Below are 20,610 nucleotides of genomic sequence, written 5' to 3' on the forward strand. Positions count from 1 at the left end.
ATGGACCCGAACTATCCGTGGCCGCCCGCCGGGCAGGCGTGGACCGACCTGCCCGAGCCGACCCGTACGGCGATGGTCGCGGCCGGCGCCGGCGCCTGGGAGAAGATCTTCCACGGCCGGGCCACGTACAACAAGCAGTGGCGGCTCGCCCGGCCACCGGTGCTCACGGCCGACGCGTTCCGGGAGCTCAACGAGGTGTGCGACCGGATCGTCCAGCTCATCCTGGAGGCCTGCCGGCGCCGGGCCCGCACCGCCGGTGAACTGCGCCGGCTGCTCGACGTGCCGGTGGGGGAGACCCGGCTGCTGGACGAGGACGAGCCGCTGCACGAGGGGCTGCTCGCCGCGTACCGGCCCGACGTGCTGTTCTCCGGCGGTGTGCCGTGCATCGTGGAGTACAACATCGACAGCAGCCTCGGCGGCGGCTTCGACGCCGACACGGTGATCTACCGGTACGCCGAGCTCTACCGCGAGCACGGCCTGCTCGACGGGCTCGCGGTCCGGCCCGCGCCGTCCCTGCTCGACCAGCGGTTCGTGGCCATCCGGGACACCCTCGGCCTGCCCGACGGCGCCCGCGTGGCGCTGCTCATGGACTTCGACGCCGAGTACCCGGGCCTCGACGACCCCGACACCTTCATCCGGATCCTCTCGCCGCTCGCCGACCAGGCCGCGCGCTTCGGCATCGACCTGGTCATCGCCCCGGTCCGCACGGCCGCCCTGGACGAGCACCGGCGGCTCGTGGTCGGCGGCGCCCCGGTGGACGCGCTGTTCCGGCTCTTCGTGCCCAACCGGGTCACCCCCAGCGCGGGCCTCGACGCGGTGGCCGGCGCCCTCGCGGCCGGCACCCTGCCGATGTTCGTCAGCAGTGCCGCCTGGCTGCTCAGCAACAAGCTCAACTACGCGTGGCTGTGGGCCGACCTGGACCTGCTGGCCGAGGCCGACCAGGCGCTGATCCGCCGGTACGTCCCGCACACCGTGGCGCTCACCGCCGACCAGCTCGACCGGGCGCTGGCCGAGCAGGCCGACCTGGTCGCCAAGCCGGCCGGCGGCTCGGCCGGTCACGGGGTGCTGATCGGCCGGACGATGACCCCGGTGGCGTGGGAGGACGGGGTCCGGGCCGCGATCGACGCGGGCGGCAACATCCTCCAGCGCTACCACGAGGCCGACCGGGTGGCCATGGACTTCGTGCAGATCGAGACCGGGGAGACGGTGACCGCCGAGGTCCCCTACAGCCTCGCCCCGTACCTGTTCGGTCGGACCGGCTCCGGTGCCCTGGCACGGGTCGGCTACCCGGGCTGCGAGGAGGTCCTCAACCTGGCCCGAGGCGTCCTCATGACCGGCATCCTCCTGACCGACTGACCAACCCCGCGGCCACCCCCCGGCCGCCACCGCGTTGATCAAGAAGTTTGCGTCTCGCCGAGCCGGATTCCTGACGCAAACCTCTTGATCAACGCCGGGTGGCGGGTGCCGTGGGGGTGGTGAAGAAGGCGGCGATGGGGTCGACGAGCTTTGGGGGTGCGGCGGCGATGCCGTTGTGGGCGCTGCCCGGGACGCGCAGGGTCCGGGCCCGGGGGAGGGCGGCGGCCACCAGGTCGTTGATCTCGGTGAAGTAGGGAGCGGCCCGGGCGCCGCTGACCAGCAGCACCTCGGCGGTGATCCGCCCGTACTCCTCGGCCGGCCCCTCGTGGGCCTGGACCTGCCGCGATTCGGCCAGCGTCATCCCCACCAGGCTGCCCATCGTCCGACCCACCTCGGTGCGCAGGAACGCACGGCAGATCGCGGTACGCACGGCGAGGGGCAGCCGCGACGCGGGTGACTGCGGGTTGACTCCGGCTCCCACGATCGCCAGCGCCCGCGCCGGGTTGCCGGCCCGGATCGCCTCCTCGGCCGGGTCGAGGAACGCGGTGGGCAGGCCGTGCCCGGCCAGGCACAGCGGCAGGTCGTAGAGGGCGATCTGGTCCAGCGGCAGCCGGAGCGCGGCCCGCAGGACGACGAACGCGCCGTAGCTGTGCCCGATGGCCCGGCGGGCGCCGGTGTGCGCGAGCACCGCGCCGAGGTCGTCGATCTCCTGCTCCGCCGTGTACGGCTCGCGCCGCGCCGCCGCGTCCGCCCGGCCCCGCCGGTTGTACAGGTGGACGGTGAACCGGTCGGCGAGCCGCGCGGCCAGCCGCCGGTATTCGTGGACGGTGACCCCGCCCCCGTGCACCAGCACGAGATCCGGTCCGGTGCCCCTCGAGTGCAGGACGATCCCCGCGCCGTCCGGTGCCGTGATCCGCTGCATGACTGCTCCCTCCGACCCCGCAAAACCGCGAACGCCGTTTGCAGTTTACAGTGGTGTGGTGAGCGGTGCACCACGGAATGCGGCCGACGGCGACTCCACCGGACGGTCGATCTGGACCAGACCGCAACGCGGCGCCCGCGGCCCCGCCCCGACGCACAGCCGGGACGAGATCGTCGCCGCCGCCGTCGCGCTGGCCGACGCCGACGGGCTGGCCGCCGTGTCGATGCGCGCGGTCGCCGGGGCGCTGGGAATGGCCGCCGGCTCGCTCTACCGGCACCTGTCCTCCCGGGACGACCTGCTGGACCTCATGGTCGACCGGTGCGCGGGCGAGCTGCGGCCGTACCCGGCCGACGACGACGGGACCTGGCAGGACCGGTTCCTCCGGCTGGCCCGCCGCCAGCTCGCCCTGTACCGCCGCCACCCGTGGCTGCCCGACGCCGTCGCCCGGCCCACCGTCCCGGGGCCGAACACCCTGGCCCACTTCGACGCCTGCCTGCGCCTGCTGCAACCGGTCCGGGCAGGGGTCGCCGCGAAGTTCGAGGCCATCGCCATGGTCACCGGCGTGGTCTCGCTCTTCGCCCGCAGCGCGGCCGCCGCCGGCACGGTCACCTTCGACCACGTCGACCTGGCCGCGTACCCGCATCTGGCCGCCGCGTTCGCGGAACCCCCGTCCCCTCCGCCCGACCGGGACCTCTTCGAGCGCACCCTGCGCAGCCTGCTGGCCGGCCTGCTGACCCCCGACCCCACCTGACCCCGCCGGCCTCCCGGCCTCTGGCCGCGTTGATCAAGAAGTTTGCGTCATCCGGAGCCCGGTTCCCGACGCAAACCTCTTGATCGACGCCGGCGGGGGAGGGCGGCGTGGTTCAGGAGACGGTGGGCAGGTGGGTGCCGAGGACGCGGAGGGTTTCCGCGGTGGCGACGGCGTCGCTGCGGGCGCTGCCGTGCCGGCCGTCGCTGCTGTACAGCGACGGATCCGCGACGAGCGGATGGTCGGTCAGGTGCACGTGCAGGGTGCCGAGCCGTTCCGCCAGCCGTCCGGTGTGGGAGGAGAGCCGACGCATCCGCTCACGGAGGCCGGCTCGCAGCGGGTCGGGCACCGCCGGGCTGTGCGACACGTCGAACATGCCGACCGTGATGACGTCCGCCCCGGCGCCCTGGAGCGCGGTGACCATCGCGGTCAGCTCCGCGTCGACCGCCTCCGGGTCGTACGCGGGCCGGAACGCGTCGTTGCCCCCGCACACCACCAGCGCCAGGTCCGGCGCGAACGCCAGCGCCGGCGCCAACTGGGTGGCCCGCACCTCGTGCGCCCGCAGCCCGCGCCGCCCCAGGTTCCGGTACGCCAGCTCGGGCGCGGCCGCGCGCAGCTCCGCGCCGATCCGGTCGGCCCACTGGAGGTCCGGGTAGCCGTCGACCGGCTCGCACATCCCCTCGGCCACGCTGTCGCCCAGCACCACGAACCGCCGCCACGGGTGCCCCCGCAGCAGCTCGGCGGCCTCACCCGGGCGCAGGCACCACGGATCCGTCGCTTCGGCCACCGTCGATCCCATCCCCGCACGCTAACCCAGCCGTACCAGATCCGTCGATCATGAGGCCGGTGCCCGCGGACCGGCAACAATGGCGGGATGCAGGTGGCGGTGTGCGGGCCGGCGGAGGCGACGCCGGAGGAACGGGCGCAGGCCCGGCGGGTGGGGGAGCTGCTCGCCGAGCGCGGCGTCACCGTGCTCTGCGGCGGGGGCGGCGGGGTGATGGCCGCGGTCGCCGCCGGCGTCCGGGACCGCGCCGGCCTGGTCATCGGGGTACGCCCCGACGACGGCACCGCTCCCGCCCCCGCCGAGCTGTCCGCCTCGGTGGTCACCAACATGGGCCAGGCCCGCAACGCCATCCTCGTGTGGAGCGCGGACGCGGTGATCGCCGTCGGCGGCTCCTGGGGGACGCTCAGCGAGGTGGCGCTGGCCCTGCGGCGGGGCGGCATCCCGGTGGTGGTGCTCGGTGGCTGGCGCGTCGTGGACGCCCGCGGTGTCCCGGTCCCCGGCCCGGCCCACGCGGCCACACCCGAGGACGCCGTGCGCCGGGCCCTCGGGAACCGGCCGGAACCGGCCCCTCTGGGCCCGACCGCGACCTGACCGCCGCCGCGGTCGGCAGCAGGGTGCGGATCCGCACGAGCAGCAGCAGGTTCACGAGCACCAGCGGGAAGCCCGCGAACTCGTGGTCGAGCAGCCAGAAGACCTGCACGACCAGCAGTTGCAGGACCAGCGCCGCGGCCGCCAGCCGCAGCCCGCCCTGCCGCCGCCCGGCCCGCCAGCGGGCCACCCCGAGGGCGGTGAGCAGCGCCGACGCGCTGGCCGCCGCCGCGTGGACCTGGTGCGCGACGGTCGGCTCCCGGGACAGCAGCACGAGCGGCCGACCCAGGGCGAACACCACGAGCAGCGCCGTCGCCGTGAGGAGGGCCGCCGGGGACGGCCGGGCCACACCGGTGGTCAGCCGTTCCAGCGGCAGCCCGGCGAACCTCCGCGCCGGTACGACCGGCGGGGCCTGCTCGCCGGCCGGCGACGCGGTGACCCCGTCCCTCTCGCCGGCCCGCGACCCGGCGACCCGGTCGGCCCGGTCGTGCAGCCGGTTGACCCGGCGTTCCTCGTCGGTGAGCGGGCGGCGGTGCACGCCGAGGCGGACCACCAGCCAGACCAGGACGACGGTGCCGTGGATGATCGCGGCGACCGGCTCGTAGAAGTAGTTGTTGTCCGCCGTGACGAACTTGCCGACCTCGTCGATGAAGAGCCCGAACCCGACCCCGCCGACCACGGCGGCGAGCCGCGCGATCCCGGGACCGAGGAAGAGCAGGGACAGCAGGTGGCCGGTCAGCATGCCCAGCCCGCCCCAGAGGACGTGTGCCACGTGCAGACCGCCCGTGCCGACCCGGGGATAGTCTGCCGCCGCCAGGACGGCGCGGGTCACCCCGATGCAGAGCACCGCGCTGAGCAGGAAGAGTTCGACGCGTTCCGTGCCGGCCACGGAACGGATCAGGACCGGTCGCCGGACCGGCGCGTGCGGAATGCCCACCCCGCCATGCTCGGCGAGGGCCCGGCCGGCGACATCCGGTGAACTCCCGGGCCGGCCCCCGAGGCGTGACCCCGACGGGTGCCGGGCGTCCGGTCAGCCGAGCAGCGCCAGCAGCTCCCCGGGTCGGGCCGCGCGGACATCGGCCGCCTCCGCCGGGTCGTACTGGTGGCCCCAGGCCGCGGCGACCGCCACGGCACCGCTGTCCCGGGCGGCCCGCAGGTCCAACGGCGAGTCACCCACGTACGCGGCGCGGGCCGGGTCCACGCCCAGTCGCCGGCAGGCCAGCTCGACGCCGTCGGGCGCCGGCTTGGGGCGGGCCACCTGGTCGCCGCCGAGGACCACCCGGAAACGGCCGAGCAGGCCGACCCGGTCGAGCAGGATCCGGGCCGCCCGGTGGCTTGCGCCGGTGAACAAGCCCACCGGCACCCGGGCGGCGACCTCGGCGAGCACCTCCGCCACCCCGGGGTAGACGGTGACCCGCTCGGCGAGCGCGGCCAGCTGGGTGTGGTAGGCCGCCAGGTCCGCGTCGGTGGCCGGCCGCCCCAGCAGGTGGGTCAGCAGGTCGGCCGGCGAGCCGAGCGAGTAGCCCGCGATGACGTCGGCGTCGCTGTGCTCCGGCCCGCCGCCGGCCCGCACCGCCGCGCGGTAGGCCGCGGGCACCACCTCGTGCGACTCGATCAGCGTGCCGTCCATGTCGAAGACGATGCCGGCCACCGGCACGGTCATGCGGTCTCCGCCCGGTGGGCGGCGGCCAGCCGCTTCGGGGCGCGCGCGTGCCACGCCTCGGTGACCAGCTCGGTCAGCTCGTCGACCCCGATCCGGTCGAGCCGGACCAGCACGGCCGGGTAGCCCTCGAAGTGCGGCGTGGTGAAGTAGACCTCGGGGTCGTCGGCGAGCAGCGCCTCCTTGGCGCCCAGGTCGGGCACCCGGGCGCCCAGGATCGGGCCGTCGGGCGCGGCGTCGCCGAGCGCGTCGAGGTCGGCGCGGCGCAGTGGCCGCTCCCAGACGAAGAGCTTGTCGCGCACCCGCCAGGCCGGCAGGTCATCGTGCGAACCGCGCTCGGTGGTCTCCGGCAGGGCGAGCGCGATCCGCCGGACGTCGTCCCAGGTGGCCATGGGCCGACCCTACGCCGGCCCGCCGACACCGGTGCCCGCCCCGATCCCGGCGGGCCGGCCGCGCCGAAGTCGTCCGGCGCGGTCGTCACGTCCCCCCGCGCGGGATGACGTCGGCCGCGACGGCCGGCACGGGCCGGAGCAGGACGTAGCGGGTCAGGCCGGCGTGGAGGCCACCGGTTCCGCGGTCGGCCGATCGGCGGGCGGGCGAGCGACCAGCAGCGGCGCCACCGTGAGCACGAGGCAGGCCACCGCCATCACGAGCAGCGCCGGGGTCAGCCCGAGCACCGCCACCGACCAGCCGCCGAGCAGCGCCCCGACGGGCAGGCCCAGGAAGGCCACCGAGCCGGAGATGCCCAGCACCCGGGTCTGCAAGGACTCCGGCACCCGCTCGTAGAGGGCCGCGCCGAGCAGCGGGTTGACGGCCGCGATGGCGATGCCGGACACGAACGTCACGACGAGCACGACCACGAGGTCGTCGCTGAGCGCCAGGGCGAGCAGCCGGGGCGCGCCGCTGAGCGCCAGCCCGAGCGCGAACGTCGTCCCCCGGGGCAGCCGGGTGCCGGCCACGGTGAAGAGCAGGTTGCCCAGCAGCGCTCCGGCGGAGAACACCCCCAGCAGCAGGCCGAACCCGGCCGGGTCGCCGAGCACCCGGTCCACCCAGAGCGGGATCCACACGGCGACGCTGGCGTTGGCGAACATGTTCGACGCGGAGACCACGATCAGCATGGTCAGCAGCGTGCGGTCGGTGCGCAGGTAGGCGAAGCCGCCGCGCAGCGCCCGCAGGTAGCTCTCCCGGGGCGCCGGCTGGGCCGGCGCGGGCGGCCGGACCAGCAGGCCGATCACCAGCGCGCACGCCGCGAACGTGGCCGCGTCGATCCAGATCGCCCGGGTTATTCCCACCCAGTCGATGAGCAGCCCGCCGAGCACGGCGCCGAACAGCGTCATGCCCCGGGCCAGCCCGTCGTAGGCGGAGGTGAGCCGGATGAGCGGCACCCCGGCCCGCTCGGCGGCCGGCTTGAACAGCACGTGCTTGACCCGGTCGCCGATGCCGCGCAGCCCGCCCGCCACCGCGACCAGCACCAGCAGCGTGCCGAATCCCAGCCAGGGCGCCAGAGCCACGACCGCCATGGCGGCCGCGCTGGCCGCGTCCACGGCGACCGAGGTACGGCGTACGCCGAAGCGGTCCGCCCACGGGGTGGCCAGCGCGCTGGAGAGCATGTACGGCAGGGTCTCCGCCGCCGCGACCAGGCCCATCCGGGTCGGGCTGCCGGTGGTCTCCAGCACCAGCCAGGGGATCGCCACCACCGAGATCCGGGTGCCCAGGTTGGACAGCAGGTCGGCGCCGACCAGCGTGCAGAGCTCCCGGCGCGGGGTCACGCCGGGCTGCCGATGGCCGTGCCCAGCGACTCGGCGTCGGCCGGGTGGGCGGCGGCGTACCGGGCGCGCAGGGCGCGTTTGTCGACCTTGGCGGAGCGGTTCAGCGGCAGCGCGTCCAGGAACTCCACGGCGCCGGGCGCCCAGGTCTCGCTCAGCTCGCCGGTGACCAGCGCGATCAACTCCTCCCCGGTCACCGTGGCCCCCGGCGTGCGCACCACGTACGCGTGCGGCAGCTCCCCGGCGACCGGGTCGGGCACGCCGATCACCGCGGCGGCGCGTACCTCGGGGTGGGCGGCGAGCACGTCCTCGATCGGGCGGGAGTAGATCGGCCAGCTGCGCTGCCGGGTGAGGATCCGGTCCTGCAGCCGGTCGACCAGGTAGAGGTAGCCGTCGGCGTCGAGGTGGCCGATGTCGCGGGTGCGCACCCAGCCGTCGACGATCGTCTCGGCGGTCAGCTCCGGCTGCCCGTGGTAGCCGGCGAAGCTCAGTCTGGTGCGCGCCCACACCTCGCCGTCCACACCGGCCGGCAGCACCCGGCCGTCGGCGTCGCGGATCTCCACGGCCACGTCCCCGTACGGGCGGCCGCACGAGCGCAGCCGCTCCGGGTGCTCGGGGTCCTCGGTGAGCCCGGGCAGGGCGCAGATCACCACGGCCTCGCTGAGCCCGTACACGATGCGCAGGCACGGGCCGAAGCGGGCGATCGCCTGGCGCAGCCGGGCGGGCGCGGCGGGCCCGGCGCCCACGTTGAACATGAACATGGCCGAGAAGTCGGCGCCGTCGAGGGCCGGGTGGTCGAGCACCTCGTAGAGCATCGGCGGGGTGACGAACGTGGAGGTCAGCTTCTCGGCGTCCACGGTCCGGATGAACGCGGCCGGGTCCCACTGCTCGCGCAGGAACAGCACCCCGCCGGTGAACAGGTTGATCAGGGTGGTGATCTGGCCGCTGGCGAGCCACATGGGGGAGTGGGACAGGTGCCGCAGCAGCGGGAAGCCGGCCGCCCGGATGTCGGCGGCCAGGGCGAGGATCTGGCGGTAGAAGCTCTCCCGGTGGTGCACCAGCTTCGGGGTGCCCGTGGTGCCGCTGGTCTGCAGGAACGACTCCGGGGCGGGCGGCGCGGCGGGCAGGTCGGCCGGTTCACCGGCGGCGGTGAGGTCCGGGCCCGCGCCGCCGGGCCCGAGGCAGAGCACCGGTACGCCGGCCAGTCCGGTCGCGAGCTGCGCGCCGAGCGGGTCGCGCGGGTCGTGCACGAACGCGTCGGGCCGGGCCAGCGTCACGAACTCGTCGATCTCCCGCCGGGAGGTGACCGGGGCGACCCACATGCTCCGGCAGCCCAGCAGGTGCAGCGCGAGCTGGAGCAGCGGCCCCTCCAGGGTGTTGCCGAGCATCACGAGCACCGCGTCTCCGGGGCGTACGCCGTGCCGCAGCAGCGCGCCGGCCAGGCGGCGCACCTCGGCGCCGACCTCGGGGTAGGTGAGCCGGCGGCCCCCGCCGACGAGCGCCTCCCGGTCGCCGAACCCGGCGAACAGGTCCAGCGCCTCGTGCACGTAGTTCGGCCGGTCGGTCATCGGGCGGCCCCCATCGTGGTCCGGGGACGGTCGGCGGTGGCACCGGTGCGCGGTGCCACGACGACCGCCGTGGCGGCGTCCCGGCAGGTCGGAGCCGGGCGCGACGGCAGGTGCCAGGGTCGGCGACCGCACCGCCGCCAGTGCCGAGCCTAGGCAGCCCGGGTCCGGAGAGGACAGCGCCCGAACGGCGTTCGCCGGCACCCCGAAGACATTTGATCATGTCGATCAGGTCGATTGACGCTCGTCACCGCCGACGGTTAGTTTCCGGTCCATCGCCCGGCGGCGGCGCCGATCGCGCCGCGGCCCGGGGCTGCCAACGATGGAGGATCAATGCCGACCCCGAAGAGATGGCACGTCATAGCTTCCGCCGCAACGCTGCTGATCGCCGGCACCCCCGCGGTCACCGCGAGCGCCGGCCCCGCCGACCCGGACAGCGCCCGGCACGGGCGCGCCGAGTGGGCCGGCACCTGGGCCGCCGCGGTGACCCGCGGGAACACCGTCGGCCTGACCAACACCGGCCTGAACAACCAGAGCATCCGGATGCCGGTGCAGACCACGGTCGGCGGCGACCGCCTCCGGGTCCGGCTGACCAACCTCTACGGCGAGCAGGCCGTCATGGTCGGCCACGCCACCGTGGCCCGCCCCAACACCGCCACGCCCGACGACCTGTCCGACATCGACCCGGCCAGCGTCCGCGAGCTGTCCTTCCAGGGTGCCTCCTCGGCCACCATCAACAAGGGTGCCGAGCTGCTCAGCGACCCGCTGTCCTACCGGGTGGCGGAGCAGGAGGACCTGGTCGTCACCCTGTACTTCCCGGTGCTCACCGGGCCGGTCACCTTCCACGGGCAGTCCCGGGTCACCAACTTCATCGGCGCCACCGACCTCACCACCGCGGCCGGCGGCGCCGGCTTCACCACCCGGCCCAACTGCTGCTGGATGTTCCTCTCCGGCATCGACGTGGAACGCCGGCTCAGCCCGGGCTCGGTGGTCGTCCTCGGTGACTCGATCGGCGACGGCAACGGCAGCACCGTCAACGCCGACCGGCGCTGGCCGGACCTGCTGGCCAAGCGGCTCATCGATGCCCGCCCCGACGTGCGGACCCCGGGCGTGCTCAACCTGAGCCTCTCCGGCAACCGGCTCAACCACGAGGGCACCGAGCCCGGCGCGGGTGACTTCCCCGGCTACTACGAGCTGGGTCCGAACGCCCTGGCCCGGCTCAACGAGGACGTCTTCCCGCAGACCGGGGTGCGGACCGTCGTCACCCACCTGGGCATCAACGACATCTGGATGAACGGCGACAGCGCGGAGGCCATCATCGCCTCGCTGCGTCAGCTCAACCGGCAGGTCCAGGAGCGCGGGCTGACCAGCCTGGTCGGCACGATCACCCCGTACGAGGGCAACGGCGGCCCGGGGGTGTGGACCGCGGAGAAGGAGGCCACCCGGCAGGCGGTCAACACCTGGCTGCGCGGCGCCGGCGGCGCGGAGTTCGACGGGGTGATCGACTTCGACGCCGTGCTGCGCGACCCGACGCACCCGAGCCGGCTGCTGCCGGCGTACGACGCCGGGGACCACATCCACCCGAACGAAGCCGGCGCGCAGGCGATGGCCGACGCCGTGCCCCTGCGACTGCTGGGACTGTGACACCGGTGGGGGCGGCGTCGGCACCAGCGCCGCCCCCAACCGTCTTTCCTGGGGAGGAAACTGTGGACGTCGACGCGATCCTGACCGGCCTGTACAGCGAGGAGGGCCGGCAGGACCCGTACCCGTGGTACGCGGCCCTGCACGAGCACGGGCCGATCGCCGCGGTTCCGAAACGGGCCGAGCACAGCACGATCACCGCCGTGTCCGGCGGCTACGACCTGGTCGACCGGGTGCTGCGGGACCCGGGCTGGTACAAGGGCGCCCCGCCCGGCTGGCAGGACCAGGAGATCCTGCGCACCTTCCTCACCTCGATGATGTTCGTGAACCCGCCGGACCACACCCGGATGCGGGCGGTCTTCGCCAGGACGTTCACACCGCGCCGGCTCGGCGCGCTGGAACCGGTGATCGTCCGGATCGTCGAGGAGCGGCTGGACCGGATGGCCGAGGCCGGCGCGGACGGCGCCGAGGTGGATTTCGTGGCCGACTTCGCGTACCCGGTCCCGGCGCTCGTGATGGCCGAGTTCATCGGCCTGCCCGAGGCGGACCTGGCCTGGTACCGGCAGCGGGTCGACTGGATCGACGAGTACATGGACGTGGCCGGCAAGACGCCGGAGCGGCTCGCCCGGGCCAACCAGGCCGCCGACGAGCTGCGCGGCTACTACCGCGAGCTGCTGGCCCACCGGCGGAAGCAGCCGGGCGAGGATTTGATCAGTGGGCTGGTCGAGGTGCTGGACGCGGGCGGCGTCGAGCTGACCGAGGAGGAGTTGATCAGCAACCTCATCGTGCTGTTCAACGCCAGCTTCGTCACCACCGTCTACATGTTCAGCAACGGCCTGCCGTTGCTGCTGGCCCACCCGGACGTGGTGGCCGCGCTGCCCGGGGACGACGCGCTGGCCCGCGGCTGCGTGGACGAGGTCCTGCGGATGGAGAGTCCCGTGCACTTCCTGGCCCGCGCCGCGCCGCACGACACCGAGCTGGGCGGCGTGCCGGTCGCGCGGGACGAGAACGTGCTGCTGCTCATCGCCGCGGCCAACCGCGACCCGGCCCGCTTCCCCGACCCGGACCGCTTCGACCCGCACCGCGCGGGCCCGCCGTCGCTCGCCTTCGGCGTCGGGCTGCACTTCTGCCTCGGCTCGGCGGTGTCCAGGCTGGAGGGCCGGCTCGCGCTGCCCCGGCTGTTCGCCCGCTTCCCCGAGCTGGCGGTCACCCAGCCCTACACCTACAGCGGCAGCCTCTTCCTGCGCGGCATCGACAAGCTCTTCGTCACCACCGGGGAGGCCCGATGACGCTTCACCCGCAGGTGGTCGCGTGGCGGGCCGCGCGCGCGGCCGCGGGCACCGCGCCGCTCTACACCCAGACCCTGGCGCAGGCCCGCGCCGCCGACCTCGCCGCGATCCGCGCCGGCGCCGGCGCGGTCGAGCCCGTGCACGAGGTACGCGACACGCAGGTCCCCGGCCCGGGCGGGCCGCTGCCGGTGCGCATACACCGGCCGGCCGGCGACGGCCCGCTGCCCACGCTCGTCTGGTTCTTCGGCGGGGGCTGGACGCTGGGCAGCGTGGACACCGCCGACGGGATCTGCCGCCGGCTGGTCAACCTCACCGGCTGCCAGACCGTGACCGTCGGCTACCGGCTGGCCCCCGAACACCGCTTCCCGGCCGCCGTGGACGACTGCCACGCGGCGGTCCGCCGGCTGGCCGCGCACGCCGACGAGTTCCGCGTCGACCCGGACCGGCTGGCCGTCGGCGGGGACAGCGCGGGCGGCAACCTGGCCGCCGCGGTCACCCTGCTGGCCCGCGCCGACGGCGGCCCCCGCCTCACCGCCCAGGTGCTGGTCTACCCGAACACCGACCAGCAGCCCCGCCGCGCGCCCACCGGCGCGGAGGACCCGCTGCTGTTCAACCGGCACTCCGTCGAGTGGTACCGCGGGCACTACCTGGCCGACCCCGGCGACGCGGCCCACCCGCTCGCCTCGCCGCTGCTCGCCGAGGACCTCGCCGGCCTGCCCCCGGCGCTGGTCATCACCGCCGAGCACGACCCGCTGCGCGACGAGGGCGAGCGGTACGCCGACCGGCTCGCCGAGGCCGGCGTGCCCACCGAGGCGACCCGGTACGACGGCATGGTGCACGGCTTCTTCGCCATGCCGGGGGTGTTCGACGCCGGGCGGCAGGCGCAGGAGCAGGCGGCGGCCTTCCTGCGGGCCCGGTTCGGGCTCGACCGGGCCGCCTCGGCCGCCGGCACGGGGAGTGGGGCCGACCGTGGCTGACCCGACGACGGCGGCCGCCCTGCGTCCGGCGGTGCCGGGCCGGCGACCGGGCGACCCGGCGGATGCCACGACGACCGGCGTCCCGCCGTACGCGGCCGCCGTCGAGCCGGCCGTGGCGGGCCGCCGGCGACGGGACGCCCCCGCCGAACCCGCGTTCGCGCCGCCGGCCAGCCTGGCCGACTTCGCCGAGCTGGCCCGGGCCGCGCTGCCCGCCGACGTGTGGGACTTCGTGGCCGGCGGCAGCGGCACCGAGACCACCCTGGCCGCGAACCGGGCCGCGCTGGACCGGGTGGCGGTGCTGCCCCGGATGCTGGCCGGGGTGGACGTCCCGACCACCGAGGCGCCGCTGCCCGGCGGCCGGTACGCCCTGCCGGTGGCCGTCGCGCCCATGGCGTACCAGAAACTGCTGCACCCCGACGGCGAGGTGGGGCTCGCCGCGGCGGCCCGCGCGGCGGGCGTGCCCTACGTGGCGAGCACCCTGGCCAGCACGCCGATCGAGGAGGTCGCCGCGGTCGGCGGCACGGTCTGGTTCCAGCTCTACTGGCTGCGCGACCGCGCCATGGTCGCCGACCTGCTGGACCGGGCGCTGGCCGCCGGCTGCGGGGGGCTGATGGTCACCGTCGACGTGCCGGTGCTCGGCCGGCGGCTGCGCGACGTGCGCAACGGCTTCGCCCTGCCGCCGCACGTCACGGCGGCGAACCTGCCCGGCGGCCGGGACGACCTGGCCCACCAGGGCACCCCCGGCGTGTCCGCCGTGGCCGTGCACACCGGCGCGGTCTTCGCCCCCGCGCTGAACTGGGCCGACCTGGCGTGGCTGCGGGAGCGTACCCCGGTGCCGTTGCTCGTGAAGGGCATCCTGGACCCGCGCGACGCGGCCCGCGCCGCGGAGCTCGGCGTCGACGCGGTGGTGGTCTCCAACCACGGCGGCCGGCAGCTCGACGGCGCACCGGGCAGCGCGGCCGTGCTGCCCGAGGTGGTCGCCGCGGTGGGGGAGGGCTGCGCGGTGCTGCTGGACAGCGGCGTGCGCGGCGGCACGGACGTGCTGCGCGCCCTCGCCCTCGGCGCGGCCGGCGTGCTGGTCGGGCGGCCGATGCTCTGGGCCCTCGCGGCCGGCGGGCGGGCCGGCGCGGAGGCGGCCCTGGCGCTGCTCGCCGCCGAGCTGCGCGACGCGTTGATCCTCAGTGGCTGCGCCGACCCGGCCGCCGCCCGCCAGCTGCGCACCCTGATCGGAGGTTGACGTGGAGCCGGTGGACCTGACCGTCGCGGCCCTGCACCCGAGCGTGGACGACCCCGCGTTGAACTCGATGAACTTCCTCAACGAGGTGGCGCAGCACTACCCGGACGCCGTGTCGCTCGCGGCCGGCCGGCCGTACGAGGAGTTCTTCGACTCCGCGGTGCTGCACGAGCACCTGGACGCCTTCCGCCGGCACCTCGCCGACGACCTGGGCCTGAGCCGCGCGCAGGTCGACCGGACGCTGCTCCAGTACGGGCGGACCAAGGGCATCGTGCACCACCTCGTCGCGCGCAACCTGGCCGTCGACGAGGGGCTCACCGTCGACCCGGAGGCGATCGTGGTGACGGTCGGCTGCCAGGAGGCGATGTTCCTGGTGCTGCGCGCGCTGCGGGCCGGGCCGCGGGACGTGCTGCTCGCGGTCGCCCCCACGTACGTCGGGCTGACCGGCGCGGCCCGCCTGGTCGACCTGCCGGTGCGCCCGGTCGCCGGCGGCCCGGACGGCATCGACCTGGCGGACCTGCGCGCCCAGGTGCACCGCGCCCGCGCCGAGGGGTTGCGCCCGCGCGCCTGCTACGTGATGCCCGACTTCGCCAACCCCTCCGGCGTGAGCATGGACCTGGCGCAGCGGCGGCGGCTGCTCGACCTGGCCGCCGAGGAGGAACTGCTGCTGATCGAGGACAACCCGTACGGCCTGTTCCCGGCGGCCGGCGCCGAACGGCTGCCCACCCTCAAGGCGCTGGACACCCGCCGCCGGGTGGTCTACCTCGGCTCGTTCGCCAAGACCGTGCTGCCCGGGGCGCGGGTCGGCTACGTCGTCGCCGACCAGCGGGTGGCCGGCTCCGACGGCACGGTCGGCCCGCTCGCCGACCAGCTCGCCAAGATCAAGAGCATGGTCACCGTGAACACCTCCCCGGTCAGCCAGGCGGTGATCGGCGGCGCGCTGCTGGCCCACGACTGCTCGCTGGTGGCGGCCACCGCCCGCGAGCGCGCCGCGTACGCCCGCAACCTGCGGCACCTCGCCGACGGGCTGGCCCGGCGCTTCCCGGCCGGCGGGCCGGTGCGCTGGAACGTCCCGGCCGGCGGCTTCTTCGTCGTGGTCACCGTGCCGTTCGGCGTGGACGACGCGCTGCTGCACCGCTCGGCCCGCGGCTACGGCGTGCTCTGGACCCCCATGGCGCACTTCTACGACGTCGGCGCCCCGGTCAACGCCTTGCGGTTGTCGGTCAGCGCGGTCACCCCGGAGCAGATCGACACGGGCCTGGACCGGCTGGCCGCGCTGATCACCGACGAGCTGTCCGCGGTGGGCGCTCCGGCCTGACACCGCGCTGTCGTCGTTCCGCCACCACCCGTGCTCCCGGGCGGCGCCGCCACCGTTGATAATGGACGGATGGTTGCCTGGGAGTACGCGTTGCTGGTCCGCCGCTATCAGGGGCAGGGCCGCAATTTCCACGTCACGTTCGTCTGGTACGGCCCGGACGGGTCCCGCAACGACGTGACAGCGTACGGCGACACCGCGATCGCCCACCTCAACCGCGTCGGCCGGGAGGGCTGGGAGCTGGTCTCCGCCGCCGAGGACGTGAACAACGTGCAGGGCAGCACCGAGGTGCACCGCTACCACCTCAAGCGCCCGCTGCGCTGACCCGCTAGCGTGATCCTCCCAGTTCGGGGGAGGAGCAGCGGGTGGGCCGGTACGTCGTCGGGGTGGACCTCGGCACGCTCTCCGGGCGCGCCGTGGTGGTCGACGTGACCGACGGCGCCGAGCGGGGCAGCGCCGTGCACGCGTACCGGCACGGGGTGATCACCGAGCGGCTGCCCGGCGGGCCGGCGCTGCCGCCCGGCTGGGCGCTGCAGGACCCGGCCGACCACGTCGAGGTGCTGCGCACCGCCGTGCCCGCCGCCGTCCGCGCCGCCGGGATCGACCCGGCCGAGGTGATCGGCCTCGGCCTCGACGCCACCTCCTGCACGGTGCTGCCGACCCGCGCCGACGGCACCCCGCTGGCCGAGCTGCCCGAGTTCCGGGACCGGCCGCACGCCTGGCCGAAGCTCTGGAAGCACCACTCGGCGCAGCGGCAGGCCCACCGGATCAACGCGCTGGCCGCCGACCGTGGCGAGCCCTGGCTGGCCCGCTACGGTGGCCGGGTCTCCGCCGAGTGGCAGCTCGCCAAGGCCCTCGAAGTGCTGGAGGAGGACCCGGAGGTCTTCCGCCGCGCCGACCGCTGGGTCGAGACCGCCGACTGGCTGGTCCGGCGGCTCTGCGGCCGTCCCACGCGCAACGCCTCGGCCGCCGGCTTCAAGGGCCTCCGCCAGGACGGCCACTACCCGGCCCCCGACTTCCTCGCCGCGCTGCACCCGGACCTGCCGGACCTGCTCGCGAAGATCGACGACGGGCCGTTGCTGCCGCCGGCCGCCCGGGCCGGCGCGCTCACCGCCGAGGCGGCCGGCTGGACCGGCCTGCCCGCCGGCGTCGCGGTGGCCGCCGGGGCGATCGACGCCCACGTCACCGCGGCGGCGGCCCGGTCCGTCGCGCCCGGGCGGATGCTCGCCGTCCTGGGCACCTCCACCTGCCTGATCATGAACGCGGAGACCTGCCACGAGGTGCCCGGCGTCTGCGGCGTCGTCGAGGACGGCGTCACCGCCGGCCGGTGGGGCTACGAGGCCGGCCAGAGCGGGGTCGGCGACATCTTCGCCTGGTACGTCGACCGCGCCCTGCCCGCCTCGTACGCCGAGGAGGCCGCCCGGCGCGGGGTGTCCGTGCACGAGCTGCTGGACTCGCTCGCCGCCGACCAGCCGGTGGGCGGGCACGGGCTGCTCGCCCTGGACTGGCACAGCGGCAACCGGTCGGTGCTCATGGACCACGAACTGAGCGGCGTGCTGGTCGGGCTCACCCTGGCCACCCGGCCGGAGGAGATCTGGCGGGCCCTGCTGGAGGCCACCGCGTTCGGCGCCCGCACCGTGATCGAGGCCTTCGAGGCCGCCGGCGTACCCGTCGACGAGCTGACCGCCGCCGGCGGGCTCACCGCCAACCGGCTGCTCCTGCGCATCTACGCCGACGTGCTGCGCCGCCCGCTGCACGTGGTGGACGCCGCGCACCCGGCGGCGCTGGGCGCGGCCATCCACGCGGCGGTGGCCGCCGGGGCGTACCCGGACGTGGAGAGCGCGTCGGCGGTGATGGGCGCGGCGCGCCGCGAGACCTGGCACCCGGACCCGACCCGTGCCGACGCCTACGACGAGCTGTACGCCGAGTACCGCGCCCTGCACGACCACTTCGGCCGAGGCGGCACCAACGTCCTCCACCGCCTGCACACCCTCCGCCACCGCACCCACCCCACCCCCTGACCCCCCGGCGCGCGGCGCCCCGCGCTCACCCGCGTTGATCAAGAGGTTTGCGTCCGGGAACGCGCGTGCCCAAGACGCAAACCTCTTGATCAACTCGCCGGAGGCGGGAAGCGCTGCGGGCTGTCGCAGGTTGATCCACCCAGCTCGGCGAGGTGGCGGCTAAGGGGGCCCACCGACGCCGACGCCCCGCTCGGCTGGGGGGCCGGGCGGGGCGTTCGGGGAGTGGGCGGTTCGTCAGCCGAGGTCGACGGCGGGGTAGAGGGGGAAGCTGGTGAGCAGGTCGCTGGCCTGCTTGCTCACCGTTTCCGCCAGGGCCGGGTCGAGGACGTACTTGGCCTTCGACGGGGTGCCGTCCGCGTTCGCGCCCGGCGTGGTCTGGCTGAGCACGGTGTGGATCAGCTCGGCCGTGGTGTCCATCTCGGTGCCGCCGAGGCCGCGGGTGGTCAGCGCCGGGGTGCCGATCCGGATGCCGGAGGTGTACCAGGCGCCGTTCGGGTCCTGCGGGACGGCGTTGCGGTTGGTCACGATGCCGGAGTCGAGCAGCGCCTGCTCGGCCTGCCGCCCGGTGAGCCCGTAGCCGGAGACGTCGATGAGCACCAGGTGGTTGTCGGTGCCGCCGGTGACCAGCTTCGCGCCCCGGCGCAGCAGCCCCTCGGCGAGCGCCTGGGCGTTGTCGACGATCCGCTGTGCGTAGCCGGCGAAGTCGGGGCGGCGGGCCTCGGCGAGGGCGACGGCCTTGGCGGCCATCACGTGCGGCAGCGGGCCGCCGAGCACCATGGGGCAGCCCCGGTCCACCTGGTCGGCCAGCTCCGGGCCGCAGAGCACCATGCCGCCGCGCGGGCCGCGCAGCGACTTGTGGGTGGTGGTCGTGACGATGTGCGCGTGCGGCACCGGGTCGAAGTCGCCCGTGAAGACCTTGCCGGCGACGAGGCCCGCGAAGTGCGCCATGTCGACCATGAAGGTGGCGCCCACCGAGTCGGCGATCTCCCGCATGATCCGGAAGTTGACCTTCCGGGGGTACGCCGAGTAGCCGGCCACCAGGATCAGCGGCTTGAACTCGCGGGCCGCCTCGGCGACCTTGTCGTAGTCGATCAGGCCGGTGGCCGGGTCGGTGCCGTAGCTGCGCTGGTCGAACATCTTGCCGGAGATGTTCGGCCGGAAGCCGTGGGTGAGGTGCCCGCCGGCGTCCAGCGACATGCCCAGCATCCGCTGGTTGCCCAGCTCCCGGCGCAGCGCGAACCAGTCCGCCTCGGTGAGGTCGTTGACCTGGCGCACCTGGGCCTTCTTGAGCGCCGGGGACTCGACCCGGTCGGCCAGGATCGCCCAGAAGGCGACCAGGTTGGCGTCGATGCCGGAGTGCGGCTGCACGTACGCGTGGGCCGCCCCGAACAGCTCCTTGGCGTGCTCCGCGGCGAGCGCCTCGACGGTGTCGACGTTCTGGCAGCCGGCGTAGAAGCGGCGGCCGATGGTGCCCTCCGCGTACTTGTCGCTGAACCAGTTGCCCATGGCCAGCAGGGTGGCCGGGGAGGCGTAGTTCTCGCTGGCAATGAGCTTGAGCGACTCGCGCTGGTCGGCCAGTTCGGCCCCGATGGCGTCCGCCACCCGCGGCTCGACGGCGCGGATCACCTCCAGCGCGCTGCGGAAGGCGGTGGACTCGGCGTTCAGCGACATGCGACCTCCAGGTGACGTGCGGAAGGCCCAGGCGCTCGGCGTGCGTCCTTATGACGGGACCGCTTCCCGATGGTTCTCCATCCCCACGCGCCAGTCACGGCCCGCGCCGATCCTACCGGGTACGCCGGAGTCGGGCGGGCGCACCTCCGCCGCGTGCCGTCGGGTTGGGCGGCCCGGGGCTGGGCAAACCCCCGGGGGAGGGGCCAGGCCACGCGGCCCGCGTCCAGGGAGGGAGACCCGAGGATGAGCACACCGACCACCGACCGTCCGCTCGCCGTGGTGACCGGCGCGTCCAGCGGCATCGGGTACGAGTTGGCCGCCCAGTTCACCGAGCACGGCTACGACGTGGTGGTGGCGGCCGAGGACCCGGGGATCGCCACGGCGGCGCGGAACCTGCGCCGTGACAGCGGCCCGGAGGCGTACCCCGTGCAGGTGGACCTCGCCACGCCCGACGGGGTGGAGCAGTTGGCGCGGGCCGTGACGGAGCTGGGCCGTCCGGTGGACGCCCTGGCGCTGAACGCCGGCCGGGGCGCCGGCGGGAGCTTCGTGGGCGGCACCGACCTGAGCGACGAGCTGAACATCGTCGACCTGAACGTGCGGTCGACCGTGCACCTGGCCAAGCGGCTGCTGCCGGGCATGGTGGAGCGGGGCCGGGGGCGGGTGCTGTTCACCTCGTCGATCGCCTCGACCATGCCGGGGCCGTTCCAGTTGGTCTACAACGCCTCGAAGTCGTTCGTGCAGTCCTTCGCCGAAGGGCTGCGCAACGAGCTGAAGGACACCGGTGTCACGGTCACCTCGCTGATGCCCGGACCGACCGACACCGAGTTCTTCGAGCGGGCCCACATGGAGGACACCGGGGTGGGTCAGGGGAAGAAGGACGACCCGCGCGCGGTGGCCGAGGACGCCTTCGAGGCCCTCATGAAGGGGGAGCACAAGGTGGCGGCCGGCTCGTTCGTCAACAAGCTGCAGACCGCCGCCGGCAAGATCGTGCCGGACCGGCTGAAGGCGGAGCAGCACCGGAAGATGGCCGAGCCCGGCTCGGGCAACTGACGCGCGTATGCGGCGGCGGGACC

At 74.9% G+C, this 20,610-nt stretch carries 18 protein-coding genes and 1 riboswitch; of the genes, 11 read left to right on the plus strand and 7 right to left on the minus strand.

What is annotated here, in order from left to right:
• Entirely contained in the window at window positions 1-1,356 is a 1,356-nt protein-coding gene (locus RMN56_RS24470; RefSeq protein WP_313719891.1) for a hypothetical protein, read from the plus strand.
• Between the two features lie 88 nt (window positions 1,357-1,444).
• Here the strand turns inward: RMN56_RS24470 and RMN56_RS24475 are convergent, their stop codons facing one another.
• The gene (locus RMN56_RS24475) at window positions 1,445-2,278 is read right to left on the minus strand and encodes an alpha/beta fold hydrolase (protein ID WP_313719892.1); all 834 of its coding nucleotides are present in this window, start codon (window positions 2,276-2,278) and stop codon (window positions 1,445-1,447) included.
• A gap of 58 nt (window positions 2,279-2,336) precedes the next feature.
• On the opposite strand from RMN56_RS24475, the gene RMN56_RS24480 reads away from it, so the two are divergent.
• The gene (locus RMN56_RS24480; RefSeq protein ID WP_313719893.1) at window positions 2,337-3,029 is read left to right on the plus strand and encodes a TetR/AcrR family transcriptional regulator C-terminal domain-containing protein; all 693 of its coding nucleotides are present in this window, start codon (window positions 2,337-2,339) and stop codon (window positions 3,027-3,029) included.
• Between the two features lie 112 nt (window positions 3,030-3,141).
• On the opposite strand, the gene RMN56_RS24485 is transcribed toward RMN56_RS24480, so the two are convergent.
• The gene (locus RMN56_RS24485) at window positions 3,142-3,825 is read right to left on the minus strand and encodes an SGNH/GDSL hydrolase family protein (protein ID WP_313719894.1); all 684 of its coding nucleotides are present in this window, start codon (window positions 3,823-3,825) and stop codon (window positions 3,142-3,144) included.
• A gap of 75 nt (window positions 3,826-3,900) precedes the next feature.
• Between RMN56_RS24485 and RMN56_RS24490 the strand changes: the two genes are divergently transcribed.
• Window positions 3,901-4,401, plus strand: a complete 501-nt coding sequence (locus RMN56_RS24490) for an SLOG cluster 4 domain-containing protein (RefSeq protein WP_313719895.1) — start codon at window positions 3,901-3,903, stop codon at window positions 4,399-4,401.
• A 1,027-nt stretch (window positions 4,402-5,428) separates the two neighbouring features.
• On the opposite strand, the gene RMN56_RS24495 is transcribed toward RMN56_RS24490, so the two are convergent.
• The 4 genes from RMN56_RS24495 to RMN56_RS24510 form a co-directional block, all read right to left on the minus strand.
• Window positions 5,429-6,061: an HAD family hydrolase gene (locus RMN56_RS24495; RefSeq protein WP_313719896.1), complete on the minus strand. Its 633-nt coding sequence runs from the start codon at window positions 6,059-6,061 to the stop codon at window positions 5,429-5,431.
• On the minus strand, window positions 6,058-6,450 hold the full coding sequence (locus RMN56_RS24500) for an MmcQ/YjbR family DNA-binding protein (protein ID WP_262285716.1): 393 nt from the start codon (window positions 6,448-6,450) through the stop codon (window positions 6,058-6,060). The genes RMN56_RS24495 and RMN56_RS24500 overlap by 4 nt, the downstream gene beginning before the upstream one ends.
• Window positions 6,451-6,603: 153 nt before the next feature.
• Window positions 6,604-7,827 carry an MFS transporter gene (locus RMN56_RS24505; RefSeq protein WP_313719897.1) on the minus strand — a complete coding sequence of 408 codons (1,224 nt, stop codon included), beginning with the start codon at window positions 7,825-7,827 and terminating at the stop codon, window positions 6,604-6,606.
• Complete coding sequence (locus RMN56_RS24510; protein ID WP_313719898.1) at window positions 7,824-9,392, minus strand: class I adenylate-forming enzyme family protein; 1,569 nt, start codon at window positions 9,390-9,392, stop codon at window positions 7,824-7,826. Before RMN56_RS24510 ends, RMN56_RS24505 begins: the two co-directional genes overlap by 4 nt.
• A 357-nt stretch (window positions 9,393-9,749) precedes the next feature.
• On the opposite strand from RMN56_RS24510, the gene RMN56_RS24515 reads away from it, so the two are divergent.
• From RMN56_RS24515 to RMN56_RS24545, 7 genes are all read left to right on the plus strand, one after another.
• On the plus strand, window positions 9,750-11,033 hold the full coding sequence (locus RMN56_RS24515) for an SGNH/GDSL hydrolase family protein (protein ID WP_313724850.1): 1,284 nt from the start codon (window positions 9,750-9,752) through the stop codon (window positions 11,031-11,033).
• Between the two features lie 62 nt (window positions 11,034-11,095).
• Window positions 11,096-12,319: a cytochrome P450 gene (locus tag RMN56_RS24520; protein WP_313719899.1), complete on the plus strand. Its 1,224-nt coding sequence runs from the start codon at window positions 11,096-11,098 to the stop codon at window positions 12,317-12,319.
• The gene (gene lipP1, locus RMN56_RS24525; protein WP_313719900.1) at window positions 12,316-13,296 is read left to right on the plus strand and encodes a LipP1 family hormone-sensitive lipase; all 981 of its coding nucleotides are present in this window, start codon (window positions 12,316-12,318) and stop codon (window positions 13,294-13,296) included. The genes RMN56_RS24520 and lipP1 overlap by 4 nt, the downstream gene beginning before the upstream one ends.
• A 112-nt stretch (window positions 13,297-13,408) precedes the next feature.
• Window positions 13,409-14,533, plus strand: coding sequence for an alpha-hydroxy acid oxidase (locus RMN56_RS24530; RefSeq protein WP_313724851.1), 1,125 nt, complete (start codon window positions 13,409-13,411; stop codon window positions 14,531-14,533).
• Window position 14,534: 1 nt separating this feature from the next.
• A complete protein-coding gene (locus RMN56_RS24535) occupies window positions 14,535-15,848 on the plus strand; it encodes an aminotransferase-like domain-containing protein (RefSeq protein ID WP_313719901.1) in 1,314 nt (437 codons plus the stop codon).
• 69 nt (window positions 15,849-15,917) lie between these two features.
• Window positions 15,918-16,169, plus strand: coding sequence for a hypothetical protein (locus RMN56_RS24540; protein ID WP_091258764.1), 252 nt, complete (start codon window positions 15,918-15,920; stop codon window positions 16,167-16,169).
• 41 nt (window positions 16,170-16,210) lie between these two features.
• Window positions 16,211-17,866 carry a ribulokinase gene (locus RMN56_RS24545; protein ID WP_313719903.1) on the plus strand — a complete coding sequence of 552 codons (1,656 nt, stop codon included), beginning with the start codon at window positions 16,211-16,213 and terminating at the stop codon, window positions 17,864-17,866.
• 234 nt (window positions 17,867-18,100) lie between these two features.
• On the opposite strand, the gene RMN56_RS24550 is transcribed toward RMN56_RS24545, so the two are convergent.
• Complete coding sequence (locus tag RMN56_RS24550) at window positions 18,101-19,537, minus strand: glycine hydroxymethyltransferase (RefSeq protein WP_313719905.1); 1,437 nt, start codon at window positions 19,535-19,537, stop codon at window positions 18,101-18,103.
• 18 nt (window positions 19,538-19,555) lie between these two features.
• Window positions 19,556-19,645: riboswitch (ZMP/ZTP riboswitch) on the minus strand.
• Between the two features lie 135 nt (window positions 19,646-19,780).
• Between RMN56_RS24550 and RMN56_RS24555 the strand changes: the two genes are divergently transcribed.
• On the plus strand, window positions 19,781-20,587 hold the full coding sequence (locus RMN56_RS24555) for an SDR family NAD(P)-dependent oxidoreductase (protein WP_313719906.1): 807 nt from the start codon (window positions 19,781-19,783) through the stop codon (window positions 20,585-20,587).
• The last annotated feature ends 23 nt before the right edge of the window (window positions 20,588-20,610 follow it).

Source organism: Micromonospora halotolerans, assembly GCF_032108445.1.
In the GTDB taxonomy this organism is placed as follows: domain Bacteria; phylum Actinomycetota; class Actinomycetes; order Mycobacteriales; family Micromonosporaceae; genus Micromonospora; species Micromonospora halotolerans.